Below are 13799 nucleotides of genomic sequence, written 5' to 3'. Positions count from 1 at the left end.
TTTGTAGCCTGTTCCTGTTTCAGAGCGGGCACAGGCTAGTCTTTGGGTGAACGCGCTGAGCAAACTCTGTACAAAATGGCATTTCGCGACCGTAGGTGGTGAGATAAACCGTCAGACCTTGGCGTATCGGCGAAGATGGCAAAATCTCGCGGGCGGCCCTCGATAGGATCTCGATACGAATGCTCCAGAATATGCCTGCGCGCGCTCAACATCTGGCCTCTGCCGATCTGGCCTTCCTGGCTGGCGGGGGCGAGTGCGCTGCGTTGATCCGGGACAGGGACTGGAGCGCCACGCCACTCGGTCCGATCGAAGACTGGGCGCCGTGTCTCAAATGCGCCGTTTCGCTGCTGCTTCGCTCGCAGGTGCCGATCGTGATGTTGTGGGGCGAGGAGGGCGTCATGCTTTACAATGACGCCTATTCCGGCTTCGCGGGCGGGCGCCACCCCGAGCTTCTGGGTTCCAATGTTCGGGAAGGATGGGGCGAGGTCGCCGACTTCAACGACAATGTCATGAAGGTCGGGCTGGCCGGCAAGACGCTCCATTATCGCGATCAGGAATTGACGCTGCACCGCCACGGCCGGCCCGAGCAGGTGTGGATGGACCTCGATTATTCGCCGGTGCTCGATGAGCAGGGCCAACCGGCGGGCGTCATCTGCATTCTCGCCGAAACGACCGAACGCGTTGCGGCCGAGCGCAAGACCGAATTCCTGATGTCGCTATCCGACGCGTTGCGCCCTTTGACCACGCCGGCCGACGTCATTGCCCTGACGGCGGAGCGCCTTGGGGCGTATCTCTCGGCCAGCCGGGTGTTCTACGCGGAAATCACGAATGGCCGCATGACCGTCGAGCGCGACCATCATCGCGGTGTCGGGTCGATTGTTGGCGAACATTCGCTCGAAGCCTTCGGTCCGGATCTGCTGAACGCCTATCGCGTCGGCACGCCCGTGGTGGTGCGTGACGTGCAGGCTGACGCGCGCCTGAGCGCCGAGGCAAAGGCCGGGCTGGGTGCACGTGAGGTGGGCGCCTTCGTGGACGTCGTGCTGTTCGAGGAGAAGCAGTGGGTGGGTCTGCTCGCGGTCCAGAATGCCACGCCGCGGGTCTGGACGGCGGAGGAAGAAACGCTCGTTCAGGAGGTGGGCGAACGCGTGAAGGTCGCTGTGGAGCGCGCGCGCTCGGAGCGGGACCGCCTGTGGACCTTGTCGCAGGATATGCTCGCGCGCGCCGATTTCACCGGCATGATGTCAGCCGTGAGCCCCGCCTGGACGCAGGTTCTGGGCTGGACGGAAGCCGAGCTGCTCACTCGCGGTTACGCGACCTTCATGCATCCCGAAGACATGCCGCCCACGCTGGAAGCCATTGAGCGCATGGCCCAAACCGGGGAGCCCACGCGGTTCGAGAACCGCATTGCGACGCGCGATGGCGGCTGGAAGCATATCGAGTGGACCGTGGCCCCGGAGCCCGATGGCGTGAATTTCGTCGCGGTCGGCCGTGACCTCAGCGAAACCAAGGCTCGCAATGCGGAACTCGAAGCGGCGCGAGATGCGCTGCGGCAGAGCCAGAAGATGGAAGCCATCGGCCAGCTGACCGGCGGCGTCGCGCATGATTTCAACAATCTGCTGATGGCCATCACGAGCAGCCTCTCGCTGCTCGGCAAGCGGATCCCCGATGACCCGATGTCGAAGCGACTCCTCGACAATGCCCAGCAGGGCGCCGAGCGCGGCGCCGCACTGACCCAGCGCATGCTGGCTTTTGCGCGGCGGCAGGACCTCTCGGCCGAACCGGTCAACGTCTCCTCGCTGCTCGACGGGCTCAAGGAACTGGCGCAGCGGACGCTGGGGCCGCTCTGGCCGCTCGAATTTCACGGCGTTGCGAACGGCCCCTTCATCGTCGCCGATGCCAACCAGATCGAGATGGCGCTGCTCAACCTGCTGGTGAATGCGCGCGACGCCTCGCCCGATGGCGGCGCGATCCGGATCGAGACGGATACCAAGCGGATCGCGCCGGGCGAATCGGCCGAACTGGCGCCGGGCAGCTACGTGCGCATTCTGGTCATAGACCAGGGCACGGGGATGGATGCCGAGACGCTGGCGCGGGCGACCGAGCCGTTCTTCACCACCAAGGGCGTCGGCAAGGGAACGGGCCTTGGCCTGTCGATGATCCATGGCCTTGTGCGCCAGCTCGGGGGCACCTTCACCTTGACGAGCGCGCCTGGCATCGGGACGACGGCGGCGCTCTGGTTCCCTGTCTCCAGCGACGATGCCAACCGGCCGGCACGGGAGGCGGAGCCGGCGCTGTCTGCGGACGGCACGGTTCGCCCGCTCAAAATTCTCGCCGTGGACGATGATCCGCTCATCCTGATGAACACGGCGGCGTTTCTGGAAGATCTCGGTCATCAGGTGTGGGAAGCCGATTGTGCGGCCGATGCCCTCAAGATCTTGCGGGACAATCCGGGCATCGACCTGCTCGTCACCGATCAGGCCATGCCGAACATGACCGGCGTGCAGCTTGCCATGCAGCTGATGGCGGAGGACATTCGCCTGCCGATCATCCTCGCCACGGGCTATGGTGAGGTGCCGACGGATAGCGGCCTCAACGTCGTCAAGCTGGGCAAGCCTTTCTCGCAGGGTGAGCTGAAGGCGGCCATCGCCCGCGCCATGGCGGAAGTCCGGCAGGCTCTGTAAGCGCCGGAATCAGCGCTCAGGATGAATGCGGCCGCGCCCGGTCGATCGGGCCGCTGTCGAGCAAAGGCGCTGCGTCGATATGTTCGGCGTCCATCAACATGGCGAGACGCTCGGTCGCGGCGAGGACCATCGCCTGTTCCCAGACGGGCAGGGCTGAAAAGCGCTCGGTAAAGGTCGCCTGAAGGGGATCGGGCGCTTCTGCGAGAGCCGTTTCTCCCGCCGCCAGAACATGCAGATGGAACTGCCGCTTGTCGCGTTCGCTGCGCTCCCGCTGGACAAAGCCCAAGGCGACAAGGCGGTCGACGATCGCCGTGATGGTGGCCTGGCTGAACTGCAGCGATTGGGCAATCGCGCTTGGCGTGGCGGAGGGGGCGGCGGCGATTTCCCGCAGCACCAGCAGTTGCGAGGGGGTGAGGCCCGTGGCCGTGGCGAGCTGGCGGCTGCCGATCTCCGTGGCGCGCAGAATCCGTCGCAAGGCGCGCAAAGTGGATGAAGCAATATCGAGGTTCATGCCGTGTCGATAGCGCAAGGCGCGCCCCACGCCAATTCGCCGGAACGACGGGAGTGGGTGGGCATATACTTTATCAGATGAACTAAAATTTGCCTCTTCCGGTTGAAGTGAGCGAGATAAGTGCCATATATGGCGCCGAACGACGCCTCTGCACAGCGTCGCGTCTCAGAAAAGATAATTCGGGAGATAAACAATCTTTGATCGACAAGCTACAGCGGCTTTTGAGCCGCCAAGGGCTTCTGCGCACTTTTTAGATCGCGAGGGGCGATCTATCTCGCTTCGAAAGCCCGCCGCCACGGACGGGCCTGCCGTCAGTGCCCTGATTGCCGCATCACCGCCGCTGGATGCGAACTCCGCCTATTGCAACCTGCTCCAGTGCACCGATTTCGCCGATAGCTGTGCCGTCGCGGAATGCGATGGCGCACTGGTGGGCTGGGTGTCTGGCTATCGGGTGCCACAATCGCCCGAGACGTTGTTCGTCTGGCAGGTGGCCATCGCCGCCTCCCTGCGGGGCCATGGCCTCGCAGGCCGGATGATCGACTCCTTGCTGGCGCGCCCGCAGCAGCATGGCGTGACTCACATCACGACCACGATCACGCAGGATAACCGCGCATCCTGGGCGCTGTTCGAAGGACTGGCGCGGCGGTGGAACGTCCCCATCGAGAAGACCGCGCGTTTCGAGCGCGAGCCACATTTTGCCGGAGCGCACGCCACCGAGTGGCAGGCGCGCCTCGGCCCGCTGCCTCATCTGGCAGCCGCAACAGAAGAAGGAACGCTGACAGCATGACCGCCAACATCTTGCCCCATCCCACGGCCCGCAAGCCCGACACCGCCATTTACGAGCGGCGGGAATCCGGCGTGCGCAGCTATGCACGCTCCATGCCGCGCCAGTTCAACCGGGCGCAGGGCGTCTGGATGCACGACAATCAGGGCGGCCGCTATCTCGACTTCCTGTCGGGCTGCTCGACGCTCAACTACGGCCACAACCATCCGGTCCTCAAAAGCGCTCTGGTCGATTATGTCGCCGGCGACGGCATTACCCATGGCCTCGACCTTCACACCGATGCGAAGGCGGATTTTCTCGCCGCGCTGGAGGAGGTTATTCTGCGCCCGCGCGGGCTGGATTATCGCGCGATGTTCACCGGGCCGACCGGCACCAATGCCGTCGAGGCCGCAATCAAGCTCGCCCGCAAGATCACCGGTCGCGAGATGGTGATCGCGTTCACCAACGGCTTCCATGGCATGACGCTGGGCGCGCTGGCCTGCACCGGCAATGCCGCCAAGCGCGGTGGCGCCGGCGTGCCGCTGAGCCATGTCGCGCATGAGCCCTATGATGGCTATCATGGGCCTGACGTCGACACGGCCGAGCTGCTGGAACGACGCCTGTCCGATCCGTCCAGCGGCCTCGATGCGCCGGCCGCCATTCTGGTCGAGACGGTGCAGGGCGAAGGCGGGCTCAATGTCGCGTCGGCGGAATGGCTCCGCAAGATCGCGGCGATCGCCAAGCGCCACGGCGCGCTGCTGATTATCGACGATATTCAGGCGGGCTGCGGCCGCACCGGCAACTTCTTCAGCTTCGAAGGCATGGGCTTCACGCCGGACATCGTGACGATGGCGAAATCGCTTTCCGGCATGGGCCTGCCCTTTGCGCTCACTCTGTTCAGCCCCGCGCTCGATCAATGGTCGCCGGGCGAGCATAATGGCACCTTCCGGGGCAACAACCATGCCTTCGTGACCGCCACCGCCGCGCTTCGCCATTTCTGGAGCGACGACACATTCCAGCAGGACATCGCCCGTCGCGGCGCGCTGCTGGAGCGGCGGCTGGAGGCGATGGCCGCCGAACATGGCCTCTCCACCCGCGGTCGCGGCATGATGCGCGGCATCGATGTCGGATCGGGCGAGGTCGCCGAAACCATCACCGCCGCCTGCTTTGCGCAGGGGCTCATCATCGAAACCAGCGGCGCGCATGACGAGATCGTGAAGGTGCTCGCGCCTCTCGTGATTGAGGACGACGTGCTGTCGGCCGGCCTCGACATTCTCGAGGAGAGCATCCGGTCCGCGCTCAGCGTCCCTTATGGCGTCGCCGCAGAGTAAGAGGAGATACGCAATATGATCGTTCGCAAGCTGCAGGACATCCGCAAGACGGACCGCAACGTGAAGTCCAAGGGGTGGGAAAGCGCACGCCTCCTGCTCAAGGATGACGATATGGGCTTTTCCTTCCACGTCACCACCATGCACGCGGGTGAGGAACTGCACATGCATTACCAGAACCATCTGGAGGCGGTGCTGGTCCTCAAGGGCACCGGCACCATCGAGGATCTGGGCACCGGCGTGACGCACAAGCTCTCGCCCGGCGTGATGTACGCTCTCAACGACCATGACCCGCACATCGTGCGCCCGGAGACGGACATATTGTGCGCCTGCACCTTCAATCCGCCGGTGACCGGCAAGGAAGTCCATGACGAACATGGCGCCTATCCCGCCGACACCAGTGCCCCGCGCGAGCCCGCGCTCGCCGACTGAACCATCTTTCAACCATTAGAAGGGGGAGAAGCATGCAAGACCTCTACCCATCCCGCCACGATAGCGTGGCGGCCTTTTCGCCGCGCCTCGACCCCGTCGTTCATAGCGACTGGAGCGAGGACGCACCCATCAGCCGCGCACAGGCCGAGCGCTTCGACCGCGACGGCTATCTGGTGCTGGAAGACCTGTTTTCCGACGAGGAAGTCGCGTTCCTCCAGCGCCACGCCGGCAAGCTGCTGGCCGATCCTGATGCGCTGGAAGACGAAACGGTGATCAGCGAGCCGGGCAGCCGCGAGATCCGCTCTATCTTCCGCATCCACGCGCAAAGTCCGGTGCTCGGGCGGCTGGCCGCCGATGCGCGCCTGGCCGAGGTCGCCCGCTTCCTGCTGGGCGACGAGGTGTACATCCACCAGTCCCGGCTCAACTATAAGCCCGGTTTTCGCGGCAAGGAATTCTACTGGCACAGCGATTTCGAGACCTGGCATGTGGAAGACGGGATGCCGCGCATGCGGGCCCTGTCGATGTCCGTGCTGCTGGCCGAAAACACGCCGCATAATGGCCCGCTGATGCTGATCCCCGGATCGCATCGCCAGTTCCTCACCTGCGTCGGTGAAACGCCGCAGGACCATTATCGCCAGTCTCTCAAGAAGCAGGAATATGGCGTGCCGGACGAGGACAATCTCGCCGAGCTGGCCGACACGTTCGGCATCGTCGCGCCGACCGGCAAGCCTGGATCCGTGGTGATCTTCGACTGCAACATCATGCATGGGTCGAATGGCAACATCACGCCCTTCCCGCGCGCCAATGCCTTTCTGGTCTACAATGCCGTCTGCAACCGGCTGGTCGCGCCGTTCGGCGTCGAGACGCCGCGCCCGGCCTTCATCGCCGCGCGGGGCGAGCCGCAGGCGATCACGCCTGTGAAGGGACCGTTGATGGAGGAGGCGCTGGCATGAGCCATAGTGTGGAAAAGATCGGCGGTACATCCATGGCCGCCACAACGACTTTGTTCGACAATGTGCTGATCGCCGGCCGCAAGGGCGCCGATCTCTACAACCGGATCTTCGTCGTCTCGGCCTATGCCGGCATGACCGACCTGCTGCTGGAGCACAAGAAGAGCGGCGAGCCGGGGGTCTATGCCCGCTTCGTCGCGGATGACGATGCCGATGGCTGGCGCCACGCCATGAACGCGGTGCGCGACGCGATGAAGACGCGCAACGCCGGGATGTTCGTGCGCGAAGAAAGCCTCGCCGAAGCGGATGCCTTTGTCGAGATGCGGATCGCCACCGTCGCTGCCTGCCTCGATGATCTGGCGCGGCTGCGCAGCCATGGCCGCTTCTGCCTCAAGGAGCAGCTGGTGACGGTGCGCGAGCTGCTCGCCGGCCTCGGCGAGGCGCACAGCGCGCATTCGACGGCGCTGCTGCTGCGCGACCGGGGCGTCAACGCCGCGTTCGTCGATCTCACCTTGTGGGACCAGCAGGACATGCGCGAACTGGACGAGCGCATTCTGCAGGCGTTCGCGTCCATCGATCTCAGCAACACGCTGCCGATCGTGACCGGCTATGCCGGGTGCAGCGAGGGCATGGTGCGGCTGTATGCCCGCGGCTATTCGGAAATGACCTTCTCGCGCATCGCGGTGCTGACCGGCGCACGCGAAGCGGTCATCCATAAGGAATTCCACCTTTCGAGCGCCGACCCGCGTCTCGTCGGGACGGACAAGGCCCGCAAGATCGGCCGCACCAATTATGACGTAGCCGATCAGCTCGCCAATCTGGGCATGGAGGCCATTCACCCGGGCGCCGGGCGGGGCTTGCGCCAGACGGACATTCCGCTGCGCGTGCGCAACACCTTCGACCGGGAGGATGGCGGCACGCTCATCTGCGGCAAATATGTCTCCGATACGCCGCGCGTTGAAATCGTGACCGGCGTGCGCCAGGCGCAGTCCCTGCAGTTCTTCGAGCAGGATATGGTCGGGGTGAAGGGCTATGACGCCGCGATCCTCGAGGCGCTGACCCGCCACGGCGCGTGGATCGTCAGCAAGGCCTCCAACGCCAACACGATCACCCATTATCTCTCGACGGACGCCCCGACGGTGAAGCGCGTGATCGCGGATCTGCAGGGACGCTATCCGGATGCGGCGATCTCGGCCCAGCCGGTGGCGATCGTCTCGGTGATCGGCAGCGACATCTCGCGGGCGGGGCTGCTGGCCGATGCCTTGCGGTCGCTCGCGAATGAAGGCGTGCCGATCATCGCGATGCAGCACCAGATCCGCAATGTCGACGTGCAGTTCATCGTCGCTGTCGAGGATTATGAGACGGCCGTCGGCGCCCTCCACCGCGCCTTGGTGGAGGATGACGCGGCCATGACGGAGGACCGGCGCGCGGCGTGATCCGCGCGCTGCTCCACCCCTGATGCTCGCCGCGATCCAGCCCGTCCGCAGCCTCCTGCTCGCCATCTTCATGCTGATGGCGGGCAGTGGCTTTTTGTCGACGCTGATCAGCCTGCGGCTGGAGCGAGCCGGGGCGGGCACGATCGTGATCGGCGTGGTCGCCACGGCCTATTTCGCCGGGCTGGTCGTCGGCGCGCTTCGGGCCGGCGAGATCGTCCGGCGGGTGGGGCATATCCGCGCCTTTGCGGTTTTCGTCTCGCTGCTCTCGGCGAGCACGCTCTCTTATGCCCTGATCCAGTCCGCGCCATTCTGGGCAGGCCTGCGCCTGATCGACGGCCTGTGCGTCGCCGGGGTATTCATCTGCCTCGAAAGCTGGCTCAACGACCGGGCGGAGATGGAGACGCGGGGCAGCATCCTCGCCGCCTATATGGTCGCGCTTTATCTCGGGCAGGCAGTAGGCCAGCTGCTGCTCGGTGCCAGTGGCACGCTGCCGGCCGCGCCGTTTCTGCTCGCGTCCATTCTCATTTCGCTGGCGATCATTCCGCTCTGTCTCACCCGCAGCAGCGCGCCGACGCCGGTCGATGCGGAAGCCTTCACCATTCGGGGCCTGTACGCCGCCTCGCCGCTCGGCACGGTCGGCGCGGTGGCGACGGGCCTGATGCTTGGCGCCTTTTACGGGATGGCGGCAGTCCATGTACGGCGGCTGGGGCTGGACCTGAGCGCCACGGCCACGTTCATGATGATTGTCATCCTCGGCGGCGTGGCCCTGCAATGGCCGCTGGGCCGCCTGTCCGACCGGCTGGACCGGCGGCGCGTCATCGTCGGCTGCTTCACCGCCACGCTGGTCGTCAGTCTGATGCTCGCCATGCTGGCATCGCGCGGGCTGGACCTGCTGGTGCTCGGCGCCTTGTTCGGTGGGCTGAGCTTCGCCCTGTATCCGCTCTGCGTCGCGCACTGCAACGACCGGTTGCTGGCCGCCGAGCGCGTCGCTGCGAGCGGGCGGCTGGTGCTGCTCTACTCGGCTGGTGCTGCCGCCGGTCCGCTGGGTGCGGCGCTGCTGATGAGCGCGGCGCCCGTGGGCGGCCTGTTCTTCTTCATCGCGCTGTGCGCGGGCCTGACGCTCGCTTTCGGCCTCTGGCGACAGGCCTCGACCCCGCCTGTGCCAGCGCCTGACCAGCAGGATTTCCAGATCGTCCCGCGCACCACCCCCATGGCCTCGCTGCTGGACCCCAACACTGTCGACGGACAAACCGAATGACCGCATCCCCCCTGCCAGCCTCCCCCGACCAGCCGGTCGAGACTGCCACGCTGCGTCGCGCGATCGCGGCTTCGGCATTGGGCAACGCCACCGAATGGTTCGATTACGGCATCTATGCTTATGGGGTGACCTATATCTCGGCTGCGCTCTTCCCGGGCGATCTGGATGATGCGGTGCTGTTCGCGCTCGCGACCTTCGCCATCTCCTTTCTGGTGCGTCCGCTCGGCGGGCTGTTCTGGGGACCGCTGGGCGACCGGCTGGGGCGCAAGTCGGTGCTCGCATTCACCATTCTGCTGATGTCGGGCGCCACACTCGCGGTCGGGCTTATCCCGTCTTATGCCAGCATCGGCCTCTGGGCGCCCGCGCTGCTCATCCTGCTGCGGATGGTGCAAGGCTTCTCGACCGGCGGCGAATATGGCGGCGCGGCGACCTTCATGGCCGAATATGCGCCGGACAAAAGGCGCGGCTTTTACGGCAGCTTTCTCGAATTCGGTACGCTGGCCGGCTTCTCCTTCGGCGCGATCCTCATGCTCAGCTTCTCGATGCTGCTCGGGGAGGCGCAAATGTATGAATGGGGCTGGCGCATTCCGTTCCTGGTGGCGGGGCCGATGGGGCTGGTCGGCATGTATTTGCGCTCGCGCATGGAGGACACGCCGGTCTTCCGCGCTCATGAGAGCGAAGAGCGGCCGTCGGTCTCGCTCCGCCAGCTCATGCACAGCCACTGGCGCCCGATGCTGGTCGTGGGCGGACTGGTCGTGGCGCTCAATGTCGTCAACTATACGCTGCTCAGCTACATGCCGACCTATCTCGAGCGGCGCATCGGCCTCACGGCGCAACATGCGCTGATCGTGCCGATTATCGGCATGCTGTTCATGATGCTGTTCCTGCCCTTTGCCGGCTCGCTCTCGGACCGGATCGGGCGCAAACCGATGTGGCGCTTCTCGCTCATCGGCCTGCTGGTCTGTGTTGTGCCGCTTTATCTGCTCATGGGCACGGGCTTCCTCGGCGCCACGATTGCATTCGTGCTCCTCGGCCTCCTCTATGTTCCCCAGTTGGCGACGATTTCGGCGACATTCCCGGCGCTGTTCCCAACCGCCGCGCGGTTCGCCGGCTTCGCCATCGCCTATAATGTCTCCACCTCCATCTTCGGTGGCACGGCGCCGGCCATCGGCAGCGGCCTGATCACGCTGACCGGGAACGAGCTGATGCCGGCCTTCTATATGATGCTGGCCTGTCTGGTCGGGCTGGTGGCCCTGCACTTCATGCCGGAGACAGCGGGCCGCTCGCTTCACGAAGATGTTTTTGCTCGCGGTGACCGCGCTGAGAGGCCAAGGCGCCACTGACCATTCTCGAATCGAGAATGCACCGCCAAAGCTACATGGCCTTCTGAACTGGCCCTCTCGCGCGTACCGCAGATCCTATCGCGCTCAGCCCCGACGGGAATCGTGTCGAACCCAGCTCTACTGGTTCGAATCTTCGGTCTGGCGATGCGCAATAAGAGCTTGAGCAGGGAGAGGATCAGATGAAAGCTATCAGCGCAGCCCGTTCGCGGTTCCATTTGGGCGTTTGCATTGCGGCAATGCTGTGCCCCCTCAGCGGCGCCTTGGCGCAGGTGAGCGACGATGCCGCCGAGCCGGCGACGGCCCATGTTACGAGCGCGCAGCCGGAAGTCGCCGGTGCGGCCTCTTCTGCCGGCGCAGCGGCCGACCAGGACATCGTCGTCACCGGCTCACGCATTCAGGCGAGCGGCTTCACGGCGCCGACGCCGACCTCGGTCATCAGCACCGCGCAGATTCAGTCCGTGGCACCGACGCGGGTCGATGACGCGCTCCGCCTCATCCCGGCCTTTTCGACGACCGGCAACGGCGTTGCGCGGGCCTTGTCATCCGCGACGGTGGTTGCCGATCTGCGCAATGTCGGCGCGCAGCGCACGCTGGTGCTGGTCGATGGCCGCCGCCATGTCGCGACCGCGCCGGAGGGCACGGTCGACCTCGGCGTCATCCCGGCCATTCTCATTGAACGCACGGAAGTCGTCACCGGCGGCGCCTCGGCATCCTGGGGCTCGGACGCCGTGTCCGGCGTGATCAACCTCATTCTCAAGTCCAAACTCCAAGGCGTCGAGGGCACGGTTCAGAGCGGCATTTCGCAATATGGCGATGCCCAGAACGTGCTGGCTGGCCTAGCGGCTGGAACCAGCTTTGGCGGCGGGCGCGGCCATATTCTGATCGGCGGCGAATATTCCAAGAATGAGGGCATCGGCCAGACGCCCTATCGCCCGCGCCCCTGGGTGAGCCGTGGCGTCGCCGGCAACTCGGCTTATGCGCAAAATGGCCTGCCGGCGACCATCTACGCGGATGACGTGCGCCGCACCGACCTGTGGGAAGGTGGCCTGATCACCAGCGGCCCACTGCGTGGCACGACCTTCCTGCCGGGGCAGCAGACCGGGCAGTTCGGCTATGGCGAAGTGTTCGGCAACCGGATGATCGGCGGCACGAGCAACTACACCGAGATCATCAATCCGGGCGGCAACCTCCAGCAGCCGGTCGAGCGCTATTCGGCGATGGCCCGCGTCTCCTATGAGGTGGTCGACAACCTCACTCTGTTTGCGGAAGGCAGCTTCGCGCGGTCGATCACCAATGGCTATTTCGCCGAGCCGCGCCAGCAGGGCTCCGTCACCGGCAATCCCACCTGTTCGGCGACCACCATTCCCGGCGGGCAGACCGGCAATGTGCTGGTGCCGATCACCAACCCCTATCTGAGCGACGACTTCCGCACGCGTGCGCTTGCCGCCGGCGTCACCTGCTTCAACTTCGGTCGCTCTCTGCGTGAGCAGGGCCTGGGCGCCGTACGTGGGCATGTCGGCTCGCCGTCGGTCTATCGCGGCGTCGTCGGCGTGGAAGGCACGCTCGGGGACTGGTCGTTCGATGCTTATTACCAATATGGCCGCAACCACTTCGTTCAGGAGTATGTCGGCCAGATCAACATGATCAATTATCGCAAGGCGATCGACGCCGTGCGCTCCGGCAGCAACATCGTCTGCCGCGTGAATGCCGATGCCAATCCGCTCAATGACGACCCGGCGTGCGCGCCGCTCAATCTGTTCGGCTTTGGATCGCCTTCGCAGGAAGCCATTGCCTACATCACAGGCACGTCGCGCTTCGACCTCATCACCAAGCAGCAAGTCGCTGCGTTCAGCGCCAATGGTGCGCTGTTCGAGGGCTGGGCCGGCCCGATCAACGCCGCGTTCGGCGCGGAGTATCGCGAAGAGTCGATCGATGCGACGGTGGACGCCATTTCGCAGGCGGGCCAGTGGCAGAGCGGCGCGCGCCAGCCGATCTCCGGCAGCTACAATGTGAAGGAAGTGTTCGGCGAACTGGCGATCCCGTTGTTGAAGGATCTGCCGTTCATTCGCTCGTTCGACCTCAACCTCGCCGCGCGCTACACGGATTACAGCACATCGGGTGGCGTCACGACCTGGAAGGTCGGCGGCACATGGGAATTGTCGAGCGAACTGCGGCTTCGCGCGACGCGGTCCCGCGATATCCGAGCGGGCAATTTTGCCGAGCTGTTCGCGCCGACGACGGTGGCGCGCCAGAATATTCGCGATCCGCGCCGGTCGACCAACTACACGGTCGAGGTCGCATCTCTGGGCAACCCCAATCTCGATCCTGAAAAAGCCGATACGCTCACGGCGGGCATCGTCTATCAGCCCCGCTGGCTGGACGGCCTGCGTCTCTCGGTCGATTATTACGATATCGACATCAAGGGCGTGATCGGGACGATCTCGGCGAACGAGGTGCTTGAGCGCTGCTATGTCGACGGCATTTCCGACTTCTGCGGCCTTGTCACGACTTCTGGCGGCGCCCCGGCTGGTGACATCACCGGTGTGACGGTCCGCTTCGAGAATCTGGATCGCCTGAAGACCAAGGGCGTCGATTTCGAAGCCGCCTATCGCTCCTCGCTGGAGAACATCTTCGGTCAGGGCGCCGGCTCGCTCTCCATTCGCCTGCTGGGGACATATCTGGACACATTGGCCACCACGGCCGTGTCCACCGCCAGCACGGAAGAACGGGCGGGCGAATATGTGACGCCGCACTGGCGCGTGTCCGGCCTCGTTACGCATGAACTGGGCCGCCTGACGAGCACGCTGGACCTGCGCTGGCTGCAGGGCGGCAAGATCGACAATGATTTCGTTGTCGGGACCGGCACGCTGAACAGCATCAACTTCAACGATACGAAGAACACCTTCTACACCAACGCGACGTTCACGGTCGATGTCTCGCGGGATGCCGACCGGAGCCGGGAGATGTTCATTCGCCTGAACAATATCTTCAATGTCGCGCCGCCCTTCCCGGACCAGGCATCGCCCTTGTTCGATCAGGTCGGCCGCGCATTCCGCGTCGGTCTGCGGTTCAAGATGTAAGGGCACCCGCGCTTCAC

The 13799-nt window shown here is 64.9% G+C and carries 10 protein-coding genes; 9 read left to right on the top strand and 1 reads right to left on the bottom strand.

The features are described 5' to 3' along the window. Positions 1–191 precede the first annotated feature (191 nt). Positions 192–2681, top strand: coding sequence for a PAS domain S-box protein (locus tag M2343_RS11945; protein ID WP_264603895.1), 2490 nt, complete (start codon positions 192–194; stop codon positions 2679–2681). 16 nt (positions 2682–2697) lie between these two features. Here M2343_RS11945 and M2343_RS11940 read toward each other — a convergent pair whose 3' ends face one another. After that, a complete protein-coding gene (locus M2343_RS11940) occupies positions 2698–3192 on the bottom strand; it encodes a MarR family winged helix-turn-helix transcriptional regulator (protein WP_264574178.1) in 495 nt (164 codons plus the stop codon). A gap of 271 nt (positions 3193–3463) precedes the next feature. On the opposite strand from M2343_RS11940, the gene ectA reads away from it, so the two are divergent. The 8 genes from ectA (at position 3464) to M2343_RS11900 (ending at position 13782) form a co-directional block, all read left to right on the top strand. Continuing rightward, entirely contained in the window at positions 3464–3979 is a 516-nt protein-coding gene (ectA, locus tag M2343_RS11935; RefSeq protein WP_264577554.1) for a diaminobutyrate acetyltransferase, read from the top strand. Then, positions 3976–5286: a diaminobutyrate--2-oxoglutarate transaminase gene (gene ectB, locus M2343_RS11930; protein WP_264576836.1), complete on the top strand. Its 1311-nt coding sequence runs from the start codon at positions 3976–3978 to the stop codon at positions 5284–5286. The genes ectA and ectB overlap by 4 nt, the downstream gene beginning before the upstream one ends. 15 nt (positions 5287–5301) lie before the next feature. Further along, on the top strand, positions 5302–5715 hold the full coding sequence (locus M2343_RS11925; RefSeq protein ID WP_264576835.1) for an ectoine synthase: 414 nt from the start codon (positions 5302–5304) through the stop codon (positions 5713–5715). A gap of 32 nt (positions 5716–5747) precedes the next feature. After that, positions 5748–6668, top strand: a complete 921-nt coding sequence (thpD, locus tag M2343_RS11920) for an ectoine hydroxylase (protein WP_264576834.1) — start codon at positions 5748–5750, stop codon at positions 6666–6668. Continuing rightward, on the top strand, positions 6665–8101 hold the full coding sequence (locus tag M2343_RS11915; protein ID WP_264576833.1) for an aspartate kinase: 1437 nt from the start codon (positions 6665–6667) through the stop codon (positions 8099–8101). Before thpD ends, M2343_RS11915 begins: the two co-directional genes overlap by 4 nt. A 22-nt stretch (positions 8102–8123) precedes the next feature. Then, entirely contained in the window at positions 8124–9359 is a 1236-nt protein-coding gene (locus M2343_RS11910; RefSeq protein WP_264576832.1) for an MFS transporter, read from the top strand. After that, a complete protein-coding gene (locus M2343_RS11905) occupies positions 9356–10702 on the top strand; it encodes an MFS transporter (RefSeq protein ID WP_264576831.1) in 1347 nt (448 codons plus the stop codon). Before M2343_RS11910 ends, M2343_RS11905 begins: the two co-directional genes overlap by 4 nt. Before the next feature lie 179 nt (positions 10703–10881). Further along, positions 10882–13782 carry a TonB-dependent receptor plug domain-containing protein gene (locus M2343_RS11900; protein WP_264576830.1) on the top strand — a complete coding sequence of 967 codons (2901 nt, stop codon included), beginning with the start codon at positions 10882–10884 and terminating at the stop codon, positions 13780–13782. Positions 13783–13799: the final 17 nt, after the last annotated feature.

This window comes from Sphingobium sp. B8D3B (assembly GCF_025961875.1).
In the GTDB taxonomy this organism is placed as follows: Bacteria; Pseudomonadota; Alphaproteobacteria; order Sphingomonadales; family Sphingomonadaceae; genus Sphingobium.
This window is presented reverse-complemented; position numbering and strand designations above follow the sequence as displayed.